The 26170-nt window shown below is 71.9% G+C and carries 16 protein-coding genes; 6 read left to right on the top strand and 10 right to left on the bottom strand.

What is annotated here, in order from left to right:
• The first annotated feature begins 155 nt into the window (after window positions 1-155).
• Together ACIBCT_RS34735 and ACIBCT_RS34730 are read left to right on the top strand one after the other, a co-directional pair.
• The gene (locus ACIBCT_RS34735; protein WP_399196008.1) at window positions 156-1787 is read left to right on the top strand and encodes a glycoside hydrolase family 10 protein; all 1632 of its coding nucleotides are present in this window, start codon (window positions 156-158) and stop codon (window positions 1785-1787) included.
• A 92-nt stretch (window positions 1788-1879) separates the two neighbouring features.
• Window positions 1880-4006 (top strand): hypothetical protein, encoded by a 2127-nt coding sequence (locus tag ACIBCT_RS34730; protein ID WP_399196006.1) that lies wholly within the window; start codon window positions 1880-1882, stop codon window positions 4004-4006.
• Here ACIBCT_RS34730 and ACIBCT_RS34725 read toward each other — a convergent pair.
• On the bottom strand, window positions 3949-4500 hold the full coding sequence (locus tag ACIBCT_RS34725) for an HIT family protein (RefSeq protein WP_399196005.1): 552 nt from the start codon (window positions 4498-4500) through the stop codon (window positions 3949-3951). The two genes, ACIBCT_RS34730 and ACIBCT_RS34725, sit on opposite strands and share 58 nt — an antisense overlap.
• A 182-nt stretch (window positions 4501-4682) precedes the next feature.
• Here ACIBCT_RS34725 and ACIBCT_RS34720 point away from each other — a divergent pair, with 182 nt between their 5' ends.
• Window positions 4683-5534, top strand: coding sequence for an Asp23/Gls24 family envelope stress response protein (locus ACIBCT_RS34720; protein ID WP_399196003.1), 852 nt, complete (start codon window positions 4683-4685; stop codon window positions 5532-5534).
• A 131-nt stretch (window positions 5535-5665) separates the two neighbouring features.
• On the opposite strand, the gene thrS is transcribed toward ACIBCT_RS34720, so the two are convergent.
• Window positions 5666-7633 (bottom strand): threonine--tRNA ligase, encoded by a 1968-nt coding sequence (gene thrS / locus ACIBCT_RS34715; RefSeq protein WP_399196001.1) that lies wholly within the window; start codon window positions 7631-7633, stop codon window positions 5666-5668.
• A gap of 154 nt (window positions 7634-7787) precedes the next feature.
• Between thrS and dapD the strand changes: the two genes are divergently transcribed.
• A complete protein-coding gene (dapD, locus tag ACIBCT_RS34710) occupies window positions 7788-8765 on the top strand; it encodes a 2,3,4,5-tetrahydropyridine-2,6-dicarboxylate N-succinyltransferase (RefSeq protein WP_399195999.1) in 978 nt (325 codons plus the stop codon).
• A gap of 89 nt (window positions 8766-8854) precedes the next feature.
• Window positions 8855-9559, top strand: a complete 705-nt coding sequence (locus ACIBCT_RS34705) for a hypothetical protein (RefSeq protein WP_399195997.1) — start codon at window positions 8855-8857, stop codon at window positions 9557-9559.
• A gap of 105 nt (window positions 9560-9664) precedes the next feature.
• Here the strand turns inward: ACIBCT_RS34705 and ACIBCT_RS34700 are convergent, their stop codons facing one another.
• The 4 genes from ACIBCT_RS34700 to ACIBCT_RS34685 form a co-directional block, all read right to left on the bottom strand.
• Complete coding sequence (locus ACIBCT_RS34700) at window positions 9665-10564, bottom strand: TIGR03564 family F420-dependent LLM class oxidoreductase (protein WP_399195995.1); 900 nt, start codon at window positions 10562-10564, stop codon at window positions 9665-9667.
• A gap of 106 nt (window positions 10565-10670) precedes the next feature.
• Window positions 10671-11333 (bottom strand): potassium channel family protein, encoded by a 663-nt coding sequence (locus tag ACIBCT_RS34695; RefSeq protein WP_399195993.1) that lies wholly within the window; start codon window positions 11331-11333, stop codon window positions 10671-10673.
• Between the two features lie 132 nt (window positions 11334-11465).
• Complete coding sequence (gene recQ, locus ACIBCT_RS34690) at window positions 11466-13412, bottom strand: DNA helicase RecQ (protein WP_399195991.1); 1947 nt, start codon at window positions 13410-13412, stop codon at window positions 11466-11468.
• A 291-nt stretch (window positions 13413-13703) separates the two neighbouring features.
• Window positions 13704-17300: a CARDB domain-containing protein gene (locus ACIBCT_RS34685; RefSeq protein ID WP_399195989.1), complete on the bottom strand. Its 3597-nt coding sequence runs from the start codon at window positions 17298-17300 to the stop codon at window positions 13704-13706.
• Window positions 17301-17733: 433 nt separating this feature from the next.
• Here ACIBCT_RS34685 and ACIBCT_RS34680 point away from each other — a divergent pair, with 433 nt between their 5' ends.
• A complete protein-coding gene (locus ACIBCT_RS34680; RefSeq protein WP_399195987.1) occupies window positions 17734-17928 on the top strand; it encodes a hypothetical protein in 195 nt (64 codons plus the stop codon).
• Window positions 17929-17944: 16 nt separating this feature from the next.
• Here ACIBCT_RS34680 and ACIBCT_RS34675 read toward each other — a convergent pair whose 3' ends face one another.
• The 4 genes from ACIBCT_RS34675 to ACIBCT_RS34660 all read right to left on the bottom strand — a co-directional run bounded on the left by ACIBCT_RS34675 (window position 17945) and on the right by ACIBCT_RS34660 (window position 26081).
• Window positions 17945-19528 (bottom strand): S1 family peptidase, encoded by a 1584-nt coding sequence (locus tag ACIBCT_RS34675; RefSeq protein WP_399195985.1) that lies wholly within the window; start codon window positions 19526-19528, stop codon window positions 17945-17947.
• Between the two features lie 318 nt (window positions 19529-19846).
• Window positions 19847-21373 (bottom strand): S1 family peptidase, encoded by a 1527-nt coding sequence (locus ACIBCT_RS34670; RefSeq protein WP_399195983.1) that lies wholly within the window; start codon window positions 21371-21373, stop codon window positions 19847-19849.
• Window positions 21374-21731: 358 nt separating this feature from the next.
• Complete coding sequence (locus tag ACIBCT_RS34665) at window positions 21732-22655, bottom strand: S1 family peptidase (protein ID WP_399195981.1); 924 nt, start codon at window positions 22653-22655, stop codon at window positions 21732-21734.
• A gap of 522 nt (window positions 22656-23177) precedes the next feature.
• Window positions 23178-26081 (bottom strand): AAA family ATPase, encoded by a 2904-nt coding sequence (locus ACIBCT_RS34660; protein WP_399195979.1) that lies wholly within the window; start codon window positions 26079-26081, stop codon window positions 23178-23180.
• Between the last annotated feature and the right edge of the window lie 89 nt (window positions 26082-26170).

Raw genomic sequence — 26170 nt, 5'->3', positions numbered from 1 at the left:
AGGCGTGCGCCGGACGGGGGCCGACCGGTTCCGGGCCGGGAACGCGCCCCGCCGGGCACACGCCTCCCACCCCGCACTTCCGTAACGAAGTAATCACGAAACGATTTCTTTTTTCTGGCCGGAGCACACCGGTCCGGATGCCAGACTGAGGAATCATGCGAAACGGACGCCCTCTGCTGGCCGCTACCGCACTCGCCGTTCTGACCACCGGCGCCGCCTACACGTTCGGCCCCGACGCCCCGCCCGGCAAGGCCGAGACCGCCGGGCGCGCACCGGCCCGGACCGGCGCGGACGGCACCGCCGACACGAAGGAGACCACCGGCGCCACCGACGGTGCGACGACCACCGCCTCGGCCTCGGCGCGCTGCGACGTCGACCCCAGGTATCCCAAGCGCCAGCTGCGCGGGGTCTGGATCGCCACGGTCAAGAACATCGACTGGCCCTCGCGGACCGGCCTGTCGGTCGCCCGCCAGCAGGCCGAGTACGTCAGGATCCTCGACAACGCGGCCAAACGGCGGTTCAACGCGGTGTTCGTCCAGATCCGCCCCGCCTCCGACGCGCTGTACCGATCGTCGCTGGAGCCCTGGTCGCAGTACCTGACCGGCACCGCGGGCAAGGACCCCGGCTGGGACCCGCTCCCCTTCCTCATCGCCGAGGCCCACCGGCGCGGCATGGAGTTCCACGCCTGGTTCAACCCCTACCGGGCCTCCTACGACGGGAACCTCGCCGCGCTGCCCGCGGGTCACCCCGCCCGGCGGCACCCCGGCTGGATCGTCAAGTACAACGGCCTGGCCTACTACAACCCCGGCCTGCCCTCGGTCCGCGAGCACGTCACCAAGGTCGTCACGGACGTGGTAACGCGCTACGACGTCGACGGCGTCCACTTCGACGACTACTTCTACCCCTACCCCGTCGCGGGCGCCACGTTCGACGACCGCGCCGCCTTCGCGAAGTACGGCAACGGCAGGAAGCTGGCCGCCTGGCGCCGCTCCAACGTCAACACGCTGATCGCCCAGGTCGACAAGGCCGTGCACGCGACCAGGAACAGCGTGAAGTTCGGGATCAGCCCGTTCGGCATCTGGCGCAACAAGGCCCAGGACCCCACCGGCTCGGCCACCGGCGGCATGTCCGCCTACGACTCCATCTACGCCGACGCCCGGCACTGGATCCGCAAGGGCACGGTCGACTACGTCATCCCGCAGCTGTACTGGCCCCGCGCCTTCGCCGTCGCCGACTACGACGTGCTGATGCCGTGGTGGGCGAACGAGGTCAAGGGCACCGGCGTCCAGCTCTACATCGGCCAGGCCCTGTACCGGGTGGGCACCACCGACACCCCGGCCTGGACCAGGCCCGGCGAGCTGCCCTCCCACCTGGCCCGCAACCGCGCCTACCCGCAGGTCTCCGGCGACGTCTACTTCAGCGCCAAGCAGCTGTCCACCAACCCGCTGGGGGTGCTGGACCGCCTCGTCAAGAACCACTACTCGCGCCCGGCGCTGCTGCCGCTGATGAAGGACCGCGGCGGGCAGGCCCCGCCCAGGCCCTCCGACGTGCGGCTCCAGGGCACCTCGCTGGGCTGGAAGGGCTCGGCCGGGGCCCGCTCGTACGCGGTCTACCGGATCGCCTCGGGAAAGCCCGGCGAGTGCGCCACCGCCGACGCCCGCAACCTGATCGCGGTCGTGCCCGCGGCCGCCGGGGAGCGCCAGACCCTCGCCGTGCCCGGTGGCGGTTCCTACCTGGTCACCTCGCTGGACCGGCTGCAGAACGAGAGCGAGCCGGGCGGGACCTGAGCCCGGCCGCCGCCCGGCCCGCCCCGGCTGGACCCGGACGCGATCTTCCCCTACGGTGCCAGCCTTGACCGAAGCTGAAGGGGAGGTCGTTCGTGAAGCGGACGCTTGTCGCGTTTGCGGTGGTACTGGGCATGTTGTGGCCGGGGGCCGCGCACGCCGCCACGCAGGCGGACGAACGGGTGATGCTGATCGGCGTCCCCGGCCTGCGGTGGAGCGACCTCGATCCCGACACCACCCCGAACCTGTGGCGGCTCGCCGGGCGGAGCGCCGTCGGATCGCTCTCGGTGCGCACCGTCGGGCGGGTGACCTGCCCCTACGACGGGTGGCTGACGGTCTCGGCCGGGGTGAGGTCGGCGGTCGGCTACGGCTGCGGCCTGCCGCCGGTGCCCGAGCCCTCCGGCACGGGCGCGGCCATCCCCGAGTACGGCTACCTGCACGAGGTCGCCGGGCAGCGCTACGCGGGCGCCCTGGGCGAGGCCGTGCGCGTCGCCGGGCAGTGCACGCTGGCGATCGGCCCCGGCGCCGCGCTGGCCCTGGCCGACCGGGCGGGCCGCGTCGGCGTGTACGCCCCCTCCCCCGAGCAGATCCCCTCCGGGGCGCTGACCAGGTGCCGGGTGATGGCCGCCGACGTCGACGACCTGATCAGGCCGTACGTGACCGGCGGGCGGCTGCCGGCGGACGGGGAGCCGCTCGGGCCGCAGCAGCGGGCGGCGGCGCTGCGGCTGGCCGACGCCAAGGCCGGAGCGGTGCTGAGCGTGCTGCCCCGGGAGACGACCGTGCTGCTGGCGGGCCTGTCCGACCACGGCGGCGACCCGCACCTGCGGGTGGCCATGATGAGCGGCGAGAACGGCGGGCGGTTCTCCGGCCACTTCCTGGGGGCGGCCTCCACCCACCGCGACGACATCACGATCCTGCCGGACGTCACCGCGACCATGCTCTCCCTGGCCGGGGTGGCGACCCCTCCGACGGTGATCGGGGTGCCCTGGCAGGCGAGCGAGCGGCGTACCGGAGGCGTCGAGGCGGCGCGGGTGGAGCTGGACCGGGCCGACGTGGCCGGGCAGACGATCAGGCAGGCGGGCGGGGTGTTCTTCACCACGGTCGCCGTGCTCCAGGTCGCCTTCTACCTGGCCGCCTTCCTGCTGCTGCGCCGCGGGCGCGGCCTGACCGGCATCCGGGTGGCCGCGGTGGCGCTGGCCTCGGTGCCGGTCTCGACGTACCTGGTCAACCTCGTCGGCTGGCACCGCACGGGGACCCCGGTCGTGGCGCTGGCCGGTGGGATCGTCGTCTCGGCGCTGCTGCTGACCGCGGTGGCGCTGGCCGGTCCCTGGCGGCGCGCCCCGCTCGGCCCCCTGGCGGTGGTGGCGGGCGTGACCGCGGCGGTGCTCGCCGGTGACCTGCTGACCGGGACGACGTTGCAGCTCAACAGCGTGATGGGCTACAGCGCGGTGGTCGGGGCCCGCTACTACGGGCTGGGCAACATCCCCTTCGCGCTCTTCGCCACCTCGGTGCTGCTGCTGGCGTCCACGATCGCGCACCGGCTGACGCGCCGGGGCCGCAAGGGCGCGGCGGTCGCCGTGGTGGCGGGCCTGGGCGGCTTCGCGATGATCCTGGGCGGCTGGCCCGGCGTGGGCAGCGACTTCGGCGGCGTGATCGCGTTCGTGCCGGGCATCGCGGTGACCGCGATGCTGATCGCGGGCAGGCGGGTCTCGATCGTCAGGCTGGGCGCGCTCTGCGTGGCGGGCGGCGTCACCGTGATGGCCATCGCCTACCTGGACTACCTGCGCCCGCCGGGCTCGCAGACCCACCTGGGACGTTTCGTCGGCCAGGTGTTCACCGGCGAGGCCCTGGAGGTGATCGGCCGCAAGTTCGGCGCGATGATCGGCACCCTGCTCAACCCCAACCTGATGCCGGTCGTGATCGCCGCGGTGGCCTTCCTGGTGTACGCGCTGCTGCGGCCCGAGCGGGCGACCGCCGGGGTGCTGCCCGCGGCGTTCACGCACTCCCCCGCGCTGCGGGCCGGGCTGATCGGCACCCTGATCAGCGGCGTGGTCGGCATGCTGGTCAACGACTCGGGCGCCGCGGTTCTGTCGATGGCCCTGGCGCTGGCGGTCCCGCTGACGCTCTCGGTGGGGATCAGGGCCCTGGGCGCCGGCGACCCGCCCTACGAGGAGGCGGGCCAGGACCCGGCGAGCAGCTCCCTGGTGTCGCGCAGCAACTGAGGCAGGACCTTGGTCTGGCCGACCACGGGCATGAAGTTGGTGTCGCCGCCCCACCTGGGGACCACGTGCTGGTGCAGGTGGGCGGCGATGCCGGCGCCCGCCACACCGCCCAGGTTCATGCCCACGTTGAAGCCCTGCGCGCCACTGGCCTTGCGCAGGGTGACCAGGGCCCTCCGGGTGAAGTCGGCCAGTTCGGCGGTCTCGGACCCGTCCAGGTCGGTGTAGTCGGGGACGTGCCGGTAGGGACAGACCATCAGGTGGCCGGAGTTGTACGGGTAGAGGTTGAGCAGCGCGAAGACCGACTCGCCCCGGGCCACGACGAGCCCGTCCTCGTCGCTCATCCGGGGGATCTCGCAGAACGGGCAGCCGTCCTCAGGACCCGAGCCGCTCGGCTTGCTGGCCCCCTTGATGTACGCCATCCGGTGAGGAGTCCAGAGTCTCTGGAACGCGTCCGGTGTCCCCGCCCCGTGCTGCGCCTCCGGCTCGTTGCTCATGGCCGCCAGCATATTGCCACGCCGATCCGGCCCGGCTCGCGCCTCCCCGCCTTCCCTGCACGGTCGCCCCGCCTCCGCGGAGCCCGGGAGGCCCCTTCCCGCATGTCCCGGTATCGGCGAACGAATACGGGGAATTTCCGGCAGAATCCCCCTGCACCACCAACGACAGCCGAGGAGTACCCATGACCGACGTCTCCGTCGAGGAACCGACCGAGAAGACCGCGTCTCCCGCCGAGGCGAGCGGCAGGGCCGCCCGCCCGTTCTCCCTGAGCCTGTCCCTGTCCACCCCGGAGCCGTCGCAGCCGTCCCCGGGCGGGCCCGCGTCCTTTCGGGACGAGCCGGACGCCTCCCCGGACGAGCCCGTCCTGACCGTGGTCGAGGAGGACCCCTCCCCGGCGCCCTCGACACCGTCCTCCCTGTCCCCCATGTCCCCCGTGTCGCAGGGGTCCCCCGCGTCCTCGACGTCCCCCGCGCCTTCCGCGTCCTCGGTGTCCTCGGTGTCCTCGGTGTCGTCGGCTTCGTCGGGCGCGTCTGACGAGCCGCTCCCCCCGTCCCCCGGCGACGACGCGGACGTCCCGGAGACCCCGCCCCAGTCGGTATCGGTGATCTCCGCGGCCCCGCCGGCACCCGCGCCCTCCCCCGTGGCCGGGGCCGTGGTGAAGGGCCGGATCAAGGTGGCCGACGAGGTGGTGGAGAAGGTCGCCGCCCTCGCCGCGCTGGAGGTGGCGGGCGTGGCCGAACTCTGCGACGAGGCCGCCCTGGCCGCGGAGACGGTACGCCACCGGGCCGGCTCCGGCCCCGGCGTCAGACGTGGCCCGCGGGGCGTCAGCGCGCACGTGCAGGACCGCACGGCCGCGGTGGACGTGACGATCGTGACCGAGTACGGGCACGTGGTGATGGACGTGGCCAACGAGGTCAAGACCAACGTGGCGCGGACGATCAGCAGGATGCTGGGCATGCGGGTCGTCGAGGTCAACGTCACCGTGGACGACGTCCGCCTGCCCGGTGAGACCGGCCGCACGACACCGGCCTGACCCGGCCGTCCGGGACGGCCGGGGATCCGGGACGGCCGGGACGTCCCGGCCGTCCGGGGGCCCTCCCGGCGAGGGCGTCGAGGGCCGGAAGGATCAGACGTGGCAGGGAGGATCAGACCTGGGCGGGAGGGTCAGACCTGGGCGCGGCGCTCGATCGCGTCGACGATCTCCGCGAGCGCCTCGTCGACCGGCACCCCGTTCTTCTGCTCGCCGTTGCGGAAGCGGAAGGAGACCGCACCGGCCGCGATGTCCTCGTCGCCCGCCAGCAGCATGAACGGCACCTTGGACTTCTGCGCGTTGCGGATCTTCTTCTGCATCCGGTCGTCGGAGGCGTCCACCTCGATCCTGATGCCCCGGGCGCGGGCCTTCTCCGCGAGGTCCTGGAGGTAGGACACGTGGGCCTCGGCGATCGGGATGCCGACCACCTGGACCGGCGCGAGCCAGGGAGGGAACGCGCCCGCGTAGTGCTCGACCAGGACGCCGAAGAAGCGCTCGATCGAGCCGAACAGCGCCCGGTGGATCATGACGGGCTGCTGCCGGGAGCCGTCGGCCGCCTGGAACTCCAGGTCGAAGCGCTGCGGCAGGTTGAAGTCGAGCTGGATCGTCGACATCTGCCAGGTCCTGCCGATCGCGTCCCGGGCCTGGACGGAGATCTTCGGCCCGTAGAAGGCCGCTCCGCCCGGGTCGAGGACCAGCTCCAGGTTCTCCGACTCGGCGACCTCGCGCAGCGTCGCGGTCGCCTCCTCCCAATCCTCGTCGCTTCCGACGAACTTGACCGGGTCCTTGGTCGACAGCTCCAGGTAGAAGTCGTCCAGGCCGTAGTCGCGCAGCAGGTCCAGCACGAAGCGCAGCAGCGACGCCAGCTCGTCGCGCATCTGCTCGCGGGTGCAGTAGATGTGCGCGTCGTCCTGGGTGAGGCCGCGCACCCGGGTCAGGCCGTGCACCACGCCGGACTTCTCGTAGCGGTAGACCGTGCCGAACTCGAACAACCGCAGCGGCAGCTCGCGGTAGGAACGCCCGCGCGCCCGGAAGATCAGGTTGTGCATCGGGCAGTTCATCGGCTTGAGGTAGTACTTGGCGCCTTCCAGCTCCATGGGCGGGAACATGCCGTCGGCGTACCACTCCAGGTGGCCGGAGGTCTCGTACAGCTTCTGCTTGGTGATGTGCGGGGTGTTGACGAAGGAGTACCCGGCCTCCTCGTGGCGGGCGCGTGAGTAGTCCTCCATGGCGCGGCGGATCACGCCGCCCTTGGGGTGGAAGACCGGCAGGCCCGAGCCCAGCTCGTCGGGGAAGGAGAACAGGTCGAGCTCGGCGCCCAGCTTGCGGTGGTCGCGCTTCTCGGCCTCCTCCAGCAGGTGCAGGTACTCGTCCTGCTTCTCGCGCGACTCCCAGGCGGTGCCGTAGATCCGCTGGAGCTGCGGGTTCTTCTCGCTGCCGCGCCAGTAGGCGCCACCGGAGCGCATCAGCTTGAACGCCGGGATGGACCGGGTGGTCGGCACGTGCGGGCCGCGGCACAGGTCCTTCCAGCGCAGCTCGCCGCTCTTGGCGTCGAGGTTGTCGTAGATGGTCAGCTCCGCGCCGCCCACCTCGACGCTCTCCTCGTCGGCCGCCCCGCCCTTGAGGCCGATCAGCTCCAGCTTGTACGGCTCGGCGGCGAGCTCGGCGGTGGCCTCCTCGTCGGAGACGGGCCTGCGGGAGAACAGCTGTCCCTGCTTGACGATCTCGCGCATGCGCTTCTCGATGCGCTTGAGGTCCTCGGGGGTGAACGGGTCCTTGACGTCGAAGTCGTAGTAGAAGCCGTTCTCCACCGGCGGGCCGATGCCCAGCCTGGCCTCGGGGAAGATCTCCTGGACTGCCTGGGCCATGACGTGCGCGGCGGAGTGGCGGACGATGGCGCGCCCGTCGGGGCTGCCCGCCTCGACCGGCTCGACCACGTCGCCGTCGGCCACCCGGGCCGCGAGGTCCTTGAGCTCGCCGTTGGCGCGGGCGGCGACCACGGAGCGCCCGTCGGCCTCCAGCGCCTCGCCGTACGTCGTGCCCTCCGCCACCACGCGCGCGGTTCCGGCGAGGGTGATCTGAAGTTCTGGCACGGCGGACACGGTTGCTCCCGAGAGGACGTCGTCGGATGTGACGAAAGCTGTAGGGAGTCGATGCTACCGGTGCCGGGGACGCCTTTTCCCGGCCCTGCCGCCGTGGCGCCGGCGCTCCCTCGGCGTACCGCCGTGGCGGTGGCTCTGGCTAGGCTTGGCCGATGTGAACGCAGCAGCCCAGACCTCCGGCGCGCACGCGGCCGGCATCGCGACCATCACCTCCGGCGGGACCGTGCTCGACACGTGGTTCCCGTCCCCGCAGCTGGGCGAGCCCCCCTCCCCCGGCACCGTGCGGCTGACCGAACGGGAGGCCGCCGAGGAGCTCGGCTCCGGGGTCGCCGCGCTGCTCGGTCCCGACGAGGACCGCGGCGTGGAGGTGGTGGCCGTACGGACCGGCATCACCAAGCTGTCGGAGGCCCCCGCCGACGCGCACGACGCCTACCTGCGCCTGCACCTGCTCTCGGCCCGTCTCGTCCAGCCGCACGGCCAGAACCTGGACGGGTTGTTCGGCCTGCTCAGCAACGTGGTGTGGACCAACCACGGCCCGTGCGCGGTGGAGGGCTTCGAGGAGGTACGGCTCCGGCTGCGCGCCCGGGGCCAGGTGACCGTCTACGGCGTGGACAAGTTCCCCCGCATGGTCGACTACGTGGTGCCCACCGGGGTCCGGATCGCCGAGGCCGACCGGGTCCGTCTCGGCGCGCACCTGGCGAGCGGCACGACCGTGATGCACGAGGGGTTCGTCAACTTCAACGCAGGGACGCTGGGCGGTTCCATGGTCGAGGGCCGCATCTCGGCGGGCGTCGTCGTGGGCGACGGCTCCGACGTGGGCGGCGGCGCCTCGATCATGGGCACCCTGTCCGGCGGTGGCAAGCAGGTCATCTCCATCGGGCGGCGCTGCCTGCTGGGCGCCAACAGCGGCATCGGCATCTCCCTGGGCGACGACTGCGTCGTGGAGGCGGGCCTGTACGTGACCGCCGGGACCAAGGTGGCCCTGCCCGAGGGGCGGACGGTCAAGGCCGCCGAGCTCTCCGGCGCCTCGGGGCTGCTGTTCCGGCGCAACTCCACCTCCGGAGCGGTCGAGGTCGTGCCCCGCCATGGCACGGGCGTGGAGCTGAACAGCATCCTGCACGCCAACGACTGAGCACCGCGACCCGTGCCGCGACCCGTGCGGGCCCGCACGGGCCGCACGGGCCGCGGTGAGAACACCATCGGGACGCCGGAAGGGCGGAGATGACCGATCGACGGACCGCCGAGGACGCCGAGGGCGTCCAGGGCGCCGAGGGCTCTGAAAGCACCGAGGGCTCTGGAAGCGCCGGGGCCGCTGAGAGCCGGAGCCGCGCGGGGGGCGGGAACCGCGCGGACGCGACGGCGCGGCTGATCACCGGGCTGTTCGCGCCGCAGGTGCTGGTGATCGTGCTGCCCCCGCTCGTGGGGCTGACGGCCGACGGCCCGGCCGGCGCGGCCTGGGGTTTGCTGGCCTCGGTCCTGTGCGGCGGGGTGCCGGCCGCGGTGATCCTGGCCGGGGTCCGTGCCGGGCGCCTGGACTCCCACCACCTGGTCGACCGGGCGAGCCGGACCGGGCCGTTGCTGGTGGCGGTGGCCGGGGTGGTCGTCGCGCTGGTGCTGCTGGTCCTGCTGGGCGCGCCCCGGCTGCTGGTGGCCACGGTGACCGCGATGCTGGCCGCGCTCGCGGTGACGGTCCCGATCACGCTCAGGTGGAAGATCTCCTTCCACGCGGCCGTGTCGGCGGGCACCGTGGTGGTGCTCGCCCGGGTGCTGCCCGCGGTGCCCACCCTGGTCGTGGGCGCGCTGGTGGTGGCGGCGATCTGCTGGGCGCGGGTCCGGCTGACCCACCACACGCCCGCGCAGGTGGCCGCCGGAGCCGCCGTCGGCGCCGGGACGGCCTGGGCCGCGCTGAGCGCCTTCGGCCTCTGAGCGGGCCGGTCCCGCGGGACCGGCCCGTGTCACCCCCGGATCACCGGGGGCCGGACCTCGGGCCCGTGCCACCCGGGGTCGAACCCGGGCCGCGGGGACCCGGCCTCACAGCAGGCTCTTGAGGAACTCCCGCGTCCGGCCGTCGCCCGAGGAGTACTCGGAGGCGACGAAGTCGGTGACCCCGGCCTTGGCGAGCTCCTCGATCCGCGCCGACACCGCGTCCTCGTCGCCGACGATCGCCACGTCGGCGGGTCCGGCCACGCCCTCCCGGTCGAGCACCGCCCGGTACGACGGCAGGTGGCCGTAGACCTCGAAGCGCTCGGCGGCCAGCGCCCTGGCCGCGTCGGCGTCGTCGGTGACGCAGACGGGCAGCGCGCAGACGATCCTCGGCGCGGGCCGTCCGGCGGCCCGGGCCGCCTCGGTGACCGCGGGCGCCACGTGCTCGGCCACGGTCCTGGGACCGGTCATCCACAGCACCGTGCCGTCGGCCACCTCCCCGGCCAGCCTGAGCATCCTGGGGGCCAGTGCCGCGATGAGGACGGGCATGTCCCTCGGGCCGGGCGTGGTCAGCCCGAGCTTGCCGGTGAGGGTCTCGCCCTCGAAGTCGGCGTTCTCGCCCCGTACCAGCGGCATCAGGATCGACAGGTACTCGCGCATGTGGCGGGCGGGCCTGTCGAAGCTGTAGCCGTACATGCCCTCGATCACGATCTGGTGCGAGAGCCCGATGCCGAGCACGAGCCGTCCGTCGAGGGCGGCGTTGGCGGTGAGGGCCTGCTGGGCGAGGGCGGCCGGGTGGCGCGGGTAGGTCGGCACGACGCCGGTGCCCAGCTCGATGCCGGGCACCTGGCTTCCGGCCACGGCCAGCGCGGTCAGCGCGTCGAGACTGAAGATCTGCGACATCCAGACGGAGGAGAAGCCGTCACCGGCCGCGCGGGCGATGCGCTCCCGCAGTCCGCCGAGTACGTCGGGTCCCTTGGGCTCGTTGATCATCAGTCCGAATCGCATCGCTACCGAACTCCATTCTAGTCGAGTCCGCCCAGTGTAGATCGAGGGGGGCGATCACACACCACCGCCGGGTCACCGGCCGTGCCCGCGACCGGCGAGGGGGGCGTCACAGGAGCTCGGTGAACCGCTCCACCTTCTCGATCCTGCCCGCGATCACGATGATGTCCCCGTACCCCAGCACGGTCCCGGCGTCGGCGTAGGTGAACTCCTCGTGCTCGCCCTTAACGCAGACGACGGTCACCTGGTACTTGCGGCGCAGGTTGGACTCACCCAGGGGCACGCCGACGTACTCGCGGGGAGGACGGGTCTTGACCAGCGCGTAGTCGCCGTCGACCTCCATGTAGTCGAGCATCCGCCCGTTGAGCAGGTGGGCCAGCCGCTCCCCCATGTCGTGCTCGGGCAGGATCACGTGGTGGGCTCCGACCCGCTCCAGGATGCGGCCGTGATCGCGGCTGGTCGCCTTGGCCCAGACGTCCTCGATCTCCAGCTCGACGAGCAGGGACGTGGTGAGGATGCTGGACTCCAGGTCGGTGCCGATGGCGACGACCGCCCGGTAGAAGTCGGGCACCCCGATCTGCCGCAGCGCCTCGATGTCGGTGGAGTCGGCGACGACCACGTGGGTGAGCTTCGCCGCCATGCTCTGGACCACCTTGGGACGGTTGTCGATGGCGAGCACCTCGGTCCCCCGGCGGCACAGCTCCATCGCCAGGGAGCCGCCGAAACGGCCGAGCCCGACGACCACCACCGGATCGTTCCTTCTGTCAGCCAACGACCGTCCTCTTCCGGGAGTCCGCAGCACGGCGGTCCGTCAACGAGAGAAGCCCGGAGGCCGACGTCCGCCTCCAGGCTCCCACCTGCGCACCGCTTCGGGCCTCCAGACCCGGATTGCCCCGATTCTACCTCAGGGGAACACCGGCAGACCGTCGTCGTGCTCCTGGGGCTCCCGGTCGGGACCGGCCCCCGGGGCGTCCGGGTCCGGATCGGTCTCTCCGGCCTCCCGCCGCGAACCGGCGAGGGTCTCCAGCACCTGGTCACCGTACTTGGCGAGCTTGTTCTCGCCGACCCCGCTCACCGTGCCGAGCTCCTGCAGGGAGGTGGGGGAACGGGTGGCGATCTCGCGCAGGGTCGCGTCGTGGAAGATCACGTACGCGGGCACGCCCTGTTCCTTGGCGGTGGCGGCCCGCCAGGAGCGGAGCAGCTCGAACACGCCGGCCGCCTCCTCGGGCATCTCGACCGGGTCGGCCTTGCGGCCGGTGGCGGTCTTCGCGGCCCTGGAGGCGCGCGCCGGTCGTTCCGGCTCGCGCCGCAGCGGGACCTGGCGTCGGCGGCCCAGCACCTCGGCGCTCGCCTCGGTCAGCACCAGGGTGCCGTAGTCGCCCTCGACGGCCAGCAGCCCCTGGGCCAGCAGCTGGCGCACCACGCCGCGCCATTCGGCCTCGCTCAGCTCCGTGCCGATGCCGAACACCGTCAGGGTGTCGTGGTCGTGCTGGATGACCTTGGCCGTCTTCTTCCCCAGCAGGATGTCGATGATCTGGCCCGCGCCGAACTTCTGGCGGCGCTCGCGCATGAGGCGGAACACCGTCGACAGGACCTTCTGCGCGGCGACCGTGCCGTCCCAGGCCTCGGGCGGCGACAGGCAGGTGTCGCAGTTGCCGCAGGCCGTTCCCTCCTGGCCGAAGTAGGCCAGCAGCCGCGCGCGGCGGCACTCGACCGCCTCGCAGAGCGCGAGCATGGCGTCCAGGTGGGTGCCCAGGCGGCGGCGGTGGACGTCGTCGCCCTCGGAGGTGTCGATCATCTTGCGCTGCTGCACGACGTCCTGCAGGCCGTAGGCGAGCCAGGCCGTGGAGGGCAGGCCGTCGCGCCCGGCCCGGCCGGTCTCCTGGTAGTAGCCCTCGATGGACTTGGGCAGGTCCAGGTGGGCGACGAACCGCACGTCGGGCTTGTCGATGCCCATGCCGAACGCGATGGTGGCGACCATCACGAGACCGTCCTCGCGCAGGAACCGCGCCTGGTTGGCCGCCCGGGTGCGCGCGTCGAGCCCCGCGTGGTACGGCAGCGCCGGGATGCCGTTCGCCACCAGGAACTCCGCGATCTTCTCGACCGAGTTGCGGGACAGGCAGTAGACGATGCCCGCGTCCCCGGGGTGCTCGGCGCGCAGCAGCTCCAGGAGCTGCCGCTTGGGCTCGTTCTTGGGCACGATGCGGTACTGGATGTTGGGGCGGTCGAAGCTGGCCACGAAGTGCCGGGCCCGCTCCAGGTCGAGCCGGGAGGCGATCTCGGCGTGGGTGGCCCTGGTGGCGGTCGCGGTCAGCGCGATGCGCGGCACGTCGGGCCAGCGCTCGTGCAGCGCGGACAGCGCCAGGTAGTCCGGCCTGAAGTCGTGCCCCCACTGGGCCACGCAGTGCGCCTCGTCGATGGCGAACAGCGAGATCACCCCGCTGTCCAGCAGCCGCATCGTCGCGTCGACCCTCAACCGCTCCGGGGCCAGGTAGAGCAGGTCCAGCTCGCCGGCGAGGAAGGCCGACTCCACCCGGCGGCGCTCGTCGAAGTCCTGGGTGGAGTTGAGGAAGCCGGCCCGTACGCCGAGCGTGGTGAGGGCGTCCACCTGGTCCTGCATGAGCGCGATGAGCGGCGAGATCACCACCCCGGTGCCCTTACGGACCAGCGCGGGGATCTGGTAGCACAGCGACTTGCCGCCACCGGTCGGCATGAGCACCAGGGCGTCCCCACCGGCCACCACGTGATCGATGATCTCCTGCTGCCCGGCCCGGAACGAGTCGTAGCCGAAGACGCGCTGCAGGACCCTCGACGCGTCGCTCACCTCGGGGCCGTTCTCGGGGGAGATCATCGGATCAGTGTACGAGGGATCCTCCCCCGGATGACGGGGAACCCGGGGTCGACCGGCCGCGAAGGCCGGGCCCGGACACGGCCGGGCCCGGACACAGGAGGCGCGACGCGGCACGGCGGAGGTCACGGGAGACGCGACGCCGCCGGGCGCGCACCGCGGGGAGGCGCGACGCGGCCGGGCGGGGACGCGGGACACCGCCGGGAGGCGGGGCCTCCCGGCGGTGCCGGGCCGTCACCGGTCCCGCGGTCGCCCGCGGGTCACCGGCCGTCGGTGATCACCCGTGAACGGTGATCACGGGTTGACGTTGATCGTGAAGGTGGACGTGGTGTTCCTGATGTTCTGGGCGTTGTTGCTCATCTGGAGGTTGTTGAAGGTCGCCGAGCCGACCGCGGGCCCCTGGCCGGGCTCGGGCATCTCGTTGGCCCAGATGGCCCAGCCGGACTTGGCGTCGAAGGCGTCCCCGCTCTTGCGGGCACCGGTGATCGTGACGTTGGTGAAGATCGTGTCCTTGACCGGGTTCTGCGGCTGGCCCCCGACGTAGTTCGTCTGGAACATGATGCCGCCGTAGGTCGGGTCCACGATGTCCACGTTGCTGACGCGGATGCCCTGGAAGACCTTGGAGGCGGAGAACACCCAGATCGCCGGGAAGACCTGCTGGCCCCAGAAGTGGCCGCCGGCGCGGACGATCGAGATGTTCTCGAACCGGGTCGGCGGGCTGGCGCCGAAGCCGTTCATCGGGTAGCCGAAGTCCAGCGAGCTGATCGTGATGCCCGAGTAGACCAGCGTGTCGGCGATGTAGATGTTGCGGAAGACGTTGTCGTACCCGCCGTAGACCGCGACGCCCGCGGCCCGCCAGGTCAGGATGGAGGTCAGGTTCTCGTAGACGTTGCCCTTCATGTCGGCCCCGCCGGCGTCGATGGCCGAGAACAGCGCGAAGCTGTCGTCACCGGTCGCCCGGGCCTCGTTGTTGCTGACCAGGTTGTCGGTGCTGCCGTTGGTCATGTTGATGCCGTCGGCGAACATGTTGCGGATCCGGGAGTTCTTGATCGTCACCCGGTCGGTGTTGGCGCCCCAGTAGAGGCAGATCATGTGCTCGTTCCAGATGTTGTCGATCACCACGTCGGCGACGTTGGCGAAGTCGAACACCTTGCCGGGACCGTCGATGCGCGAGGTGTAGTTGCCGAAGTAGGCGAAGTTCGCGAACGACGAGCCGTTCGCGGTCCCCTCGGCACGGAACCCGATGTCGGTGTTGTCCTGGTTCGAGGGAGCGCGGAACTGGGTGTACCAGGGGCCCGCGCCGACCACCTTGACCGGCTTGCCGTAGACCTGGAACTTGCTCGCGGTCTGGTAGGTGCCCGCCGGCAGGTAGACGCCGACCAGCGTGCCGGTGGTGTCCATCCGCACCTTGTCCAGCGCGTTCTGCACGTCCTGGTGGGTGAACCCGGCCGGGACGGTGTAGCGGGCGGGGTCGGGGTTGGCGACCGGCGCGACCTGCTCGGTGTTGATGAAGTCGATCGCGTACGTGGTGGTGTTGGCGGGGTCCTTCTGCAGCCTGATCCTGCTGCCGGCCGGGACGGTGGTCCCGAGCATGAGATTGGCCTCGTCGTAGATGTGACGCGGCGGGCCTGCGCCGGGCGAGTTGCCCGGGGACGCCTCGGCGCCGTACAGCCAGGCGTACCTGGACGTCAGGTTGATCGCCTTGAGGAAGGTGTTGTCGACGTAGACGTTCAGCGTGGAGTCGATGCCGCCGCCGCCCGGGGCGTCGGGGATGGAGAAGCGGGTGACCAGGGTGTTGGTGCTGGCCTTGGTGGTGAACTCGACGTAGCTGCCGGTGGTGTTCAGCGTCACCGCCCTGCGGCCCGACGCCTCGCCGGCCACGTCGCCGATGGTGCGGTTCGGGCCGACCACGGCCGCTCCGCCGCCGACCACGGCGTCCTCGGCCTCCAGCATGTCGTACGGCATGTTGGCGCCGCGGCCGACGAAGAACGGCCGGGTGGAGGTGTTGTTGGCGCGCTTGACCGGGAGCTCGTTGGCGTCGTCGGCCAGGACCGTCCTGACGGTGTACCTGCCGTTGCCGGCCGTCCAGGTGCCCAGGGTGACGGTGCCCGCGGTGGCGCCCGCGGCGATCACGCCGGTGTGGGAGCCGGTCAGGGTCCGCACGACCGTGCCGGACTCGTTGAGCACGGTCAGCGTGATGCCGTGGGCGCCGCCGGCGGAGGCCGCGGTGCCCTGGTTCTTGATCGCCACGGAGAAGGTGACGACGTTGCCCGCCGACGGGTTGCCCGGGGTCCAGCTCGTCGTCGCCACCAGGTCGGCGGTGTCGACGGGCCTGACGACGAGCGGGGAGGAGGCCGAGAAGGTGTTGTTGGACTCGTTCTGCTCGTTGACGCTGCCGCCCTCGTCGACCTTGGCGCTCAGCGGGTAGCTGCCCGCGTCCCGGGGACCGGCGCTCGCCGAGACGGTGACCGACGCCCCCGCGGCCAGCGCGCCGACCGCGGCGGTGCCGACCTTGGTGGTGCCGAGGTAGAAGTTGACGTTCGTCGCGCCGGAGGCCGCGGTGCCGCCGTTCCTGACCGTCGCCGAGAGCGTGACGGAGTCGGTCTCGACCGGGCTCGCCGGGGACGCGGTCAGGCCGGTGATCGTCAGGTCCGGGTTCGGCGCCGGGGTGCCGAGGACCTGGAACTCCGCGACCTGCCCGGACGGGGCGCCGGAGTTGGAGGTGATCTTCAGCTGGACGTCGGCGGCGGTGCCGGAGACCGGGATCGTCACGGTGTTGGCCGTGGCCGGGTCGAAGGTGTGCTGCGCCGCCGGTGACAGGGTGGTGTACCCGCTCGCGCCCTGCCCGCGGCCGAGGACCTCGATGGTCTGGGTACGGGTGGCCCAGGCGCTGTCGGGGTTGAGCTTCACCACGACCGAGCCGAGGGTGGCGTTCGACCCCAGGTTCACCGTGAGGGTGGCCGGGTATCCGCCGCCCTCCCAGTAGGTGGCGGTGTTGTTGTCGTTGGCGTTGGCGGCCACGAACGTGAAGATCGAGGAGGAGGCGCTGATCGGCTTGCCCAGGGCCAGGTTGGTGCCGCCCGGCGTGGAGCCGTTGCGGGTCACGGTGTTGCTGTCGCCCGACCGGTTGCCCGCGGCGTCCCTGGCCCTGACGCGGTAGGACACGGTCGCGGTGTCGGGCTGGTTGTCGGTGTAGGTCAGCACGTTGCCCGCCACGCTGGCGCGCAGGGTGCCGTTGGCGTACACCTCGTAGCCGGTCACGCCGACGGCGTCGGTGGAGGCGTTCCAGGTGAGCCTGATCTGCCCGGCGGCGGGCTGGGTGTAGGCCAGGTTCCCCGGCGCGGTCGGCGGCGTGGTGTCACCGCCAGTGCCCTCCGGCCCGTAGATCTCGAACTCCGAGAGCTGCCCGGCGGGCCATCCGGTGTTGGCGGTGATGTTCAGCCGCACGTACCGGGTGCCGGCCGCGGTGAAGTCGATCGTCACCGTGTTGCCGGTCGCCGGGTTGAAGGTGCGGCCCGCGGAGGCGGCGAGGGTGGAGAAGGACGAGCCGTTCGTGCTGCCCTGCACCGACAGGGTCTGGGTCCTGGTGGCCCAGTCCGTCGCCGGCGGCAGCTTCAGCACGACCCTGTTCACGGTGGCCGTGGCCCCGAGGTCCACCTGGACCCACTGCGGGAAGGCGTTGTTGGGGCTCTCCCAGTAGGTGGAGGCGTTTGTGTCGTTGACGTTGCCGGCCACGTAGGGGGCGTTGGAGCCGGAGGCCGAGGCCGCCTTGCCCGCCGCCAGGTTCGGGGCGGCCGCCGCCGTGGCCGGTGTGACCGCACCGGCCAGGGCGAGCAGGCTGGTGGCGGCCATCGCCGCCACCAGCCTCAGCGCCAGGTACTGCTTTCTCATTGTTCCTCTATCTCTCGTCTGGAACGACGGGGACGGGGAGAGGCTGGGGGGTGCTGGTCGCCGTGTACGCCGGGATGCCTGCGGGGGGACGGTCGGCGGGACGAGCGGTGCGCAGCGCAACGCTGGCAGAAGTTGCGAAGTCAGGAGAAAATTTAACAGTCATTTGCAATATTTTTGCATTGCGCTGGCCAAATGTTACATACGTGCTACGGGCACGTCAACGGGTCGAGACGGGGGGACGGCCGGAATACGCCGGAAAGACACCGCGGGCGCGGCCAGCCCGCTTGCTGGTGGTGGACCCGGTGACTCGGCGCGGCGGGTTCGATCGGCCGAAGGACGTGGCCGGGGCCGCGTCGCCGAGCGAGTTCAAACAGCGGCCGGCGCTGCCGGCGGACTCGAGGCGATCGGGCCGACCCGGGTCCGGCTGGGGGGCGTGCCGCCGGGGAAGGTCGGGCACTTCGCAGGAAAGGCGCACGTCACCGACGTCGCCGGCATGCGCAGGGTGGGTACCGGCAAGCAGCCGACGTCGTCGGCCGGCTTCGTGCACACGGCCGCGGCCGGGGCCCGCGACGACGTGGTGACGATGTTCTGCAAGCGGACCGCGGCCGTCCACGGGTCTGTCCAGTGAACGGCTCTGGCACGAGTCACGGCGACGTGTAGCTCAACGTGTAGGGGCCGGCGCCTTTGTAGGAGAGCAGCAGGTAGCGGTAGAGGCCGGGTGGGCCCCAGTAGCCGAGCTCCTCGAAAGGGCTGGGGGTCTCGGCGACCGCAACGGTTCTCCAGGTGGAGCCGTCGTGTTTTTGCAGGTGGAGATCGAAGTCACCGCTGGGACTGGCCTCCAGACAGCCGTAGTGGTTGCCTGCGACGGTCGTACGGTAGTGCAGGCCGCCGGGCTGGTAGACGGACTGGCCGCTGCTCAGCGCGCCGGTGGCGGAGTCGGGGTAACCGCTGCAGGAACCGGTGCTCGCCCGAGCCTTCGTGTAGGTCAGCAGGGTCAGACCGTAGGCGGTGAGGATGTCGTTGATCGGCTGGACATAGGTGACGCCGCCGGTGGCGCAGGTGCCGGAGCCGCCCGAGACGATGCCCTGGGCCTGGCCGATCGAGAGCATGGACGCGCCCGCGTTGCCGGGGTTGCCGCAGGCACTGGTGCGCATCACGTGCTCGACGACGCCTTCGGGGTAGGTGACGTCGGCCTCGCGCTGGGTGATGGTGCCGCAGTGCCAGTCGGGGCCGGCGGCGGAGGACCCGGCCAGGCAGACCGAGCTGCCCTCGATGGCCTCCTTGGCGCCGTAGACGTTCATGGTGCCGCCGCTGTCGTTGCCCACCAGCGGCCGGGGCGTCCAGGTGTCGTCGAGGGCGACCCAGGAGTGGTCGCCGCCGGGGAACGTCGAGGCCTGCACGGTTCCTTGGGTGAGGCGGTTGAAGCCGACGGTGGCGGTGTGCGGGGTGCCGCAGTGCCCGGCGCTGACGAAGCCCTTCCGGGTTCCCCTGGTCACGGCGAAACCGACCGAGCAGCGGGTCGTGGCGCCGGCGTAGTAGGCCTGGCCGCCCACCAGATCGGTGGGCGGGACGCCAGGCGGGTAGGTCTGCGGGTTGACGGGCGTGCCGGCCTGCAGGAGCCGAGGCTGCTCGGCCGAAAGGACCACGCGCACCGCGGCGGGGGAGACTTTCGCGGCCTTGATCGAGCTCGCGGTGGCCCTGGGCGTGCTCGACGAGATGACGACCTTGTTGGCCCTGACGTCGATGTAGCGCACGCCGCTCACCTCCGCGAGGGCCGGCCGGGCGGTGGTGAGCTTCTCCTTGACCGCCCGCAGTCTCGCCAGCGATCGGCCGACGACGAGGGGCCGGGCGCCCGCGGCGGTGATCTGGGCGGCGTCGGCGCGGCCGGTGGTGGCCACCACCAGCGTTTGCCCGGTGGACCCCTGAAGCCAGGCACCGGCGAAACGATCCTCAAGTCCTGTGCGTAGCTGCACCGCGATCGAGGTCAGATGAGACTCGTTGAGCAGACGGCTGTGGGCCTGGTCCGCGGTGAGCCCCAGATCCCGCTGCATGGCCGCCAGCATGCCCATCGGAGGTTTCCGCGCCGCCGGTCCCCGCTCGGCGGGCTTCACCCCTGAAACGGCGGGGACCGCCTGAGCTGGATGGGCGGCCATGACCGGGGCCGTCATCGAGGCAAGGATGGTGATCGCCAGGGAACATCCCATGGCGGCGGCACGCGTGCGGAACATGACGATCTCCTCGGCCTGGGCTGCGATGAGCGTGAGGGGAGATCGCCGTGCGACACCGATCGATCCGCTATACCGGCGAATGCCACCCTAACCAGGCCGTTGCCGCCTAACTCCGCGAAAGCTCCCGACACACCGATGACGACCTCCGGACACCGGTCATCATCCCCGGGGCGTTGTCGGGGATGGGAGGAACGCGCTCCCGCGTGCGCGGGCTGATCGGCGCCCTGTCAGAGGCCGCGTCCCTGGCGGGGATTACCCCGCCTCCGTTCCCGCAGAGACCGGAGGCGGGGCGTTGAAGGTAGGGGGACCTGGGCGGGGTCAGGGCGCCTTGTAGCCCAGGACATAGGTGCCGGCGCCGCTCGCGGCGGTCACGCGGTAGCGGTAGAAGCCGGGTGCGCCCTGGTAGCTGATCGTCTCGTCAGGATTGGGACCATCAGCGCTGACGACGGTGAGCCATTTGGTGCCGCTGCGCTTTTCCAGGTGCAGGTCGAAGTCGCCGCCGTCGTTGCTGTCGAGGCATCCGGAGTGAATCCCGGCGGCGGTCGTGCGGTAGAAGAGGGTCCTTGGCTGGTAGACGGACTCGTCGACGACCAGGGCGCCGTTGGTCTTCTGCGGGTAGCCGGTGCAGGTTCCCGTGGTCGGCGGGGTGGTGGTGCCGTCGGTGGCCAGGGTCAGACCGTAGGCGGCGAGGATCTCGTTGACCGGCTGGAAGTAGGTGGTGCCGCCGCTGCTGCAGTCACCTGAGCCGCCGGAGGTGACGCCCTGGGCTTGGTTGAGGGAGATGAAGGAGCCGCCCGAGTCTCCGGGTTCGGCGCAGACGTTGGTGCGGACCAGCTCGTAGACGGTGCCCTGAGGGTAGGTGACACTGGTGTCGAGTTGCTGGATGGTGCCGCAGCGCCAGCCGGTGGTGGAGCCGGATCGACAGACCGAGGCGCCCTCGATGGCGGGGCGGGAACCGCTGATCGACACCACGCCGCCGGTGCCGTTCTTCACCGACGGGGTGGTCGACCACTTGGGGTTGGTGAGGACGAAGGTGTAGTCGCTGACCGGGAAGACCGAGGCCTGGAAGATGCCTTGGGGGGATCGGTTGAAGCCGGTGGTGGTGTTGCCGATCTTGCCGCAGTGGCCCGCGCTGACAAAGCCCTTCTCGGTTCCCCTGGTCACGGCGAAACCGATCGAGCAGCGGTTCGAGGCGCCGATGTAGTAGGGATCACCACCTGTCAGGTCGCCCAGCGGGCGGGGTTTCTCGGTGGAGGCGATGACTCTGATTCCCACCGGGTCCACGCCGGCATCGAAAAGGGAGGCCGTGGTCGCGTTGACCGTCGTGGACAACACGACGACCTTGTTGATCTTGGTGTCGATGTAGCGCACGCTCCCCGGTTGCGGAGCCGACGACAAGGGGTTCTGCTGTATGTTCGGCAGGGCGACGTCGACGTGTGCTTTGATCTCTTTCAAGTCCGCGAGCGATCGGGTGACGACTTCGGCCCGGGCGCCCTGGGCGACGATCAGCGGAACGTCGGCGGGAGCGGTGGTGGCCACCACGAGGTTTTGCGCGATCTCCCCGGCGAACCAGGAGCCGGCGAAGCGTTTGCCCAAAGTTCTGCGCAAGTTCGCCTCAACCGGCACCAGACGGGCCTCGTTCAGCAGGCGGGTCTGGGCCTCCTCCCTACTGAGGAACAGATCACGCTGCAGTGCCTGGAGCATGCCCGGCGGCGGTTTGAGAGCGAACTGGGCATAGGAGGCGCTCGCGGAGGTCGCGCCTTGGGCGATGGCGGGAAGGGCCGCCGTGGTGAGTACGCCGACCAGCAAAGCGCGGCCGGCCAGGACGATGTTTCTGCGGGACATGGGTCTCTCCTCGACCTCGGCTTTTACAGCGTGAGGGGGGAGATCACCGCGTATCGCTGACGATCACGCGATATGGGCAGCCTCACTCTAAGACCACCGATGCCGCTTCACGCCCTAAAAGCCGCACGCCACGCGGGAGATGATCGCACCTGCAACGCAGCAGAACATGTGCGGCGGCGAATCATCCCGGTTTGGATATGCGCACCAGCCGAAGGCGGTCAACGTGTCCCCGCGCCAGGGTCGGCCGCAGGCGCCTGCCCTTCCTCGTTCCGACGGTGATCGCTCCCCATCCCTCGACCGGCTTCAGCCGGCGATCACCCATGGCGCTCCTGGTGCCTCCTTTGGCCCAGAAGGTGAGTCAAGGGGCGCTGAAGCCCAGGGTGTAGGCGCCGGAACCGGCCGTGGCACCCACCTTGTAGCGGTAGCGGCCCGCCGTTCCGGTGTAGCCGATCTTCTCGTCCGGGCCGGGGCCGTCGGCGGTGGCGACGGTCTGCCAGGTCGCGCCGATCAGCTTCTGCAGGTACAGGTCGAGGTCGGCGCCCAGGGGGCCGTCCAGGCAGCCGGCGTGAAGCCCTGTGATCTTCGTCGTGTAGGAGAGCCCTTGCGGCTGGTAGGCGGACTTCCCGGCCTCCAGGGTGCCGTCGTAGGTGCTGGTGTAGCCGGTGCAGGTGCCGGTGGTCGGCGGCGGGGGGTTGCCCGCGGTCGTCCTCAGCTCCAGGCCGTAGGCGGACAGGACCTCAAGGATCGGCTGGAAGTAGGTGACGCCGCCCAGGTTGCAGTCGCCCGAGCCGCCCGAGGCGATGCCCTGGGCCTGGTCGGCGGAGATGAACGCCCCGCCCGAGTCGCCGCCCTCGGCGCAGACGGTGGTACGGGTCAGCCCGAAGACGGTGCCCTGGGGGTAGGCGATGCTGGCGTCGTGCTGCTGGATGAGACCGCAGTGGAAGTCGGTGGTGGAGCCGGCCCGGCAGACCGAGGCGCCCTCGATGGCGGGCTTGGCCCCGGCGACGGGGACGGTGCCGCCCTGACCGTTGTCCACGGCGGGGGTGGCCGTCCAGGCGGGGGTGACACTGACCCAGGCGTAGTCGTCGGCGGGGAAGTCCGACGCCTGGAAGACCCCTTGGGCGACGCGGTTGAAGCCGGTGGTGGACATGCCCTTCGCGCCGCAGTGGCCGGCGGTGACGAACCCGGACTGCGCGCCCTTGAGGACGGGGAAGGCGATCGAGCAGCGGCGGGTGACGCCGATGTAGAAGGCGTTGCCGCCGACCAGGTCATGCAGCGGCAACGGGACCTCGCTGGAGGGCAGCACGATCACTGCCGCGCGGAGGCCGGCATCAGCCCCCGATCACAAGGTGGTCCTGGCCTCGGTGAGGGTCTTGTGGACGACGCCGGCCGATACCCCCACACCGATGGCGATGGTGCGGACGGACTCGCCGCGCTCACGGCGGGCCAGGATTCCGGCCGCCCCCGAGGCGGGCCGCTTACCGGATGTCGAAGGGCCCGCAGAAAGGCTCGGCGGAGGGTCCGCGAAGCCGCCGGTGGACGCGGCGATCCCCCCGTTCCGGGCCTGCCGGGCCGTTCTGGAGAGCCGCCCGAAAGGTTCCGGCACCGGGAACGGCCGGGCACGAACGGGTGCGGGCAAGCACGGGCGGCACGGGCGGCATGGCGGGTGCGGGCCGGCATGGGCAGGCACGGTTGGGCACGGCTGGCCACAGACGGGCGCGCGGAGATCATTTGATCGCGGAAGAGGGTGAAAGATCCTCGCGGCAAGTGCGATCCGGCGAACGACAACCGGAAAAACGGGCCCCTACCGTTGGACCAAGTGCAGCCGGTGCGCGGTGGCCGCCGCCTCCCCGCGCGAGGCGACGCCCAGCTTGGCGAGGATGTTCGAGACGTGCACGCTGACGGTCTTCACCGAGATGAACAGCTCACCGGCTATCTCCCGGTTGCTGCGCCCGGCCACCACCAGGGCCAGCACCTCGCGCTCACGCGCGGTGAGCCCGAAGCCCGCCATCCGGGGGGCCGGGACCGCGGCGAGCGTCCGCGCCGGCTCCGCCCCCTCGGCGATCGCGATCCGCGCCCGTCCCGCCAGGGACTCGATCTCGGCGGCCAGCGGCGCCGCCCCCAGCCCGGCCGCGAGCCGGGCCGCCTTCGACAGGTCACCGGCCGCCGCGTCGCGCTCCCCCGCCGCCGCCGCGGCCCCGGCGGCACCGAGCAGGGCACGGGCCTCGGCATAGGGCTGGCGCAGCCCGGCCCAGGCCGAGGCGACCGTCCGCCACCGCCCGTGGTCGTCCGTGCCGTCGAGCCGGCCCAGCTCGGCGGCGAAGGTGAGGCCGTGCGCCCGCTGGAGGTCCCCCTCCGCGGCGAGCTTCTCCGCCAGCCTCCGCAGCCGGTCCACGGGCGCACCCGGCACCCGGACGGCGGTCAGCAGCAGGGGCCAGGCGTAGCGGGGCGAGACGGTCAGGTCGCGCTGGTCCAGGATCCGCCCGACGAGCGCGCACGCCTCGTCGTCCCGGCCGTGGGCGGCCAGCGACCCGATCTCCCTGCGCAGGGTGGGCAGGACCGCCTGGTCCTTGTGCGTCCCCTGGTGGAACACCGCCCGCGAGGCCGCGAGGAGCACCCCGGCCCGGTCCAGGTCACCGCGGGCCAGCGCGACGTCGACGGCCAGCCCCTGCAGGCTCGCGCGGAACGGCGCGGGCGGGGAGACCTCCAGGGCGTGCTCGATCACCTCCAGCGCCTCGTCCCAGCGCCCCAGCGAGACCAGGGGCTCGGCCAGGTTGATCGCCAGGAAGGCGCCCGAGGTGCGGGCCAGGCCGTACGCCTCGGCGTCCGCGACGCCACGGCGGGCGACCTCGGCGGCCCGCTCGTGCCAGCCGGCCCCCTCGAAGGCGTCGGACTCGGAGATGACGGCCCGCATCAGCGCGCCGTAGGTGCTGGCCCGCCCGGCGACCTCGCGCACTCGCGCGAAGGCGTCGAGCTGACCCTCCATGTCCGCGTAGCGGCACCCGCCACAGGTGAGCGTGATGAGCGCGTGGGCCTCGGTGTCGGTGTCGCCCACCTGGCGGGCGATGCGCATCGCCTCCTCTGCCAGGGCCTCCCTCTCCCCCGAGTGCCCGGAGTGATGGAGCACCCGCGCCAGTTTCTCCACGACCTGGGCGCGCAGGCCCGTCGGCGGTTCGGCGGGGACCAGCGCGACGGCGGCGCGCAGGTCCTCGACGGAACCGGGCCGGCCGAGGTCGTACCTGACCAGGCCGCGCTGCCGCAGCAACCGGGCGGCGCGGGTCGGGTCGGCCTCGGTGTCGATCTCGCGCAGCGCCGCCTTGGCCAGGGAGAGGCCCCGCTCGAACTCCCCCGCCAGGTGGGCCGCGGTGACGGCCTGCCGGAGCACCTCGACATGGTCGGTCTCGATCCGCCCGGCGGCGTCGGGCACCGTCTCCCACAGCTCCAGCACCCGGTCCAGCATCCTGAGCTGCTCGTCGTAGGCGGCCGCCCTCCTGGCCGCCGCGGCCGCGCGCCAGGCGCTCATCAGCGCCCACAGGTGGTCGCGCGCGGCGTACCAGTGGTGGGCCAGCTCGACGGCCCCGCGCGGGGCCGGCAGCAGGCCGGGGTCGCGCTCCAGCGCCTCGGCGAAACGGGTGTGCAGCCGGATCCGCTCGCCGGGCAGCAGGTCGTGGTGGACGGCCTCGCGGATCAGCGCGTGCCTGAACGCGTACGCCTCGCCGTCCACCACCAGGACGTTGCCCGCCACGGCGGGGCGCAGCAGGCGGGAGAGCTCGGCCTCCCCCGCACCGGCGACCGCGGCCAGCATCGCGTGCTCGACCCTCGCCCCGCCCGCGGCGGCCAGCCTCAGCAGCTCCTGGGTCTCCTCGGGAAGGCGCTCGACGCTGGCCAGCAGCAGGTCGCGCAGGGACTCGGGCAGCGCCTCGCTCCCGTCACCGCTGAGCAGCGCCTCGACGAAGAGCGGGTTGCCCTCGCTGCGCGCGTAGACCAGGTCCATGTCGGTCTCGGGGACGGCACCGGGCCCGGCGCCCAGGATGCTCGCGGCCTGCTCGTCCACCTCCCGCCGGCTCAGCCTGCCCAGCTCCAGGCGGCCGACCCCGTCGACCCGGCCGAGCTCGGCCAGCAGTGGGCGCAGCGGGTGGGTGCGGTGGATCTCGTCGATCCGGTACGTGACCAGGGTCAGCAGCCGGGTGTCGGCGCGCCGGTAGCGGACCAGGAACGACAGCAGGTCACGGGTGGAGCGGTCGGCCCAGTGGGCGTCCTCGACGACCAGCACCGTCGGCCGGCGCTCGGCGAGCCCCTCCAGCAGCCCCAGGACCTGCTCGAAGAGCCGGGCGCGCGCCTCGGCGCCCTCCCTGTCGGGCTCGCCGAACTCCGGCAGCAACCGGGCCAGCTCCCGGGTCGTGCCGCCCGGCAGCAGGGCGGCGACCCCGTCGTGCCCCAGGTCGCGGGCGAGCGTGCGGAGCACCGCGGTGAAGGGGGCGAAGGGCAGGCCGTCGGTGCCGAGCTCCAGGCACCCGCCGATGAGGACCAGGGCGTCGCCCGCGCGCCGGGCGAACTCGCGCACGAGGCGGGTCTTGCCCACCCCGGCCTCGCCGCCCACGAACACCGTGGAGGCCGATCCGGCACGCGCCCTGTCGAGCGCGCGCTCCAGGACGGCCAGCTCGGCCGCGCGCCCGATGAACCGGGGACTGACGGTATGGGCTCTCACGCCCCCAGGATGCCACCCCCTGCCGACATTCACGTGTCCGACCGCCTTTACGAGGTAGATCAGAAATTCGGGCACGCCCGCGCTCCGGG

Origin of the sequence: Streptosporangium sp. NPDC050855 (assembly GCF_044456585.1) — a bacterium.
In the GTDB taxonomy this organism is placed as follows: Bacteria; Actinomycetota; Actinomycetes; order Streptosporangiales; family Streptosporangiaceae; genus Streptosporangium; species Streptosporangium longisporum.
Note: the sequence above shows the minus strand (reverse complement) of the source record. Positions and strands in the feature narration are given on the sequence as shown.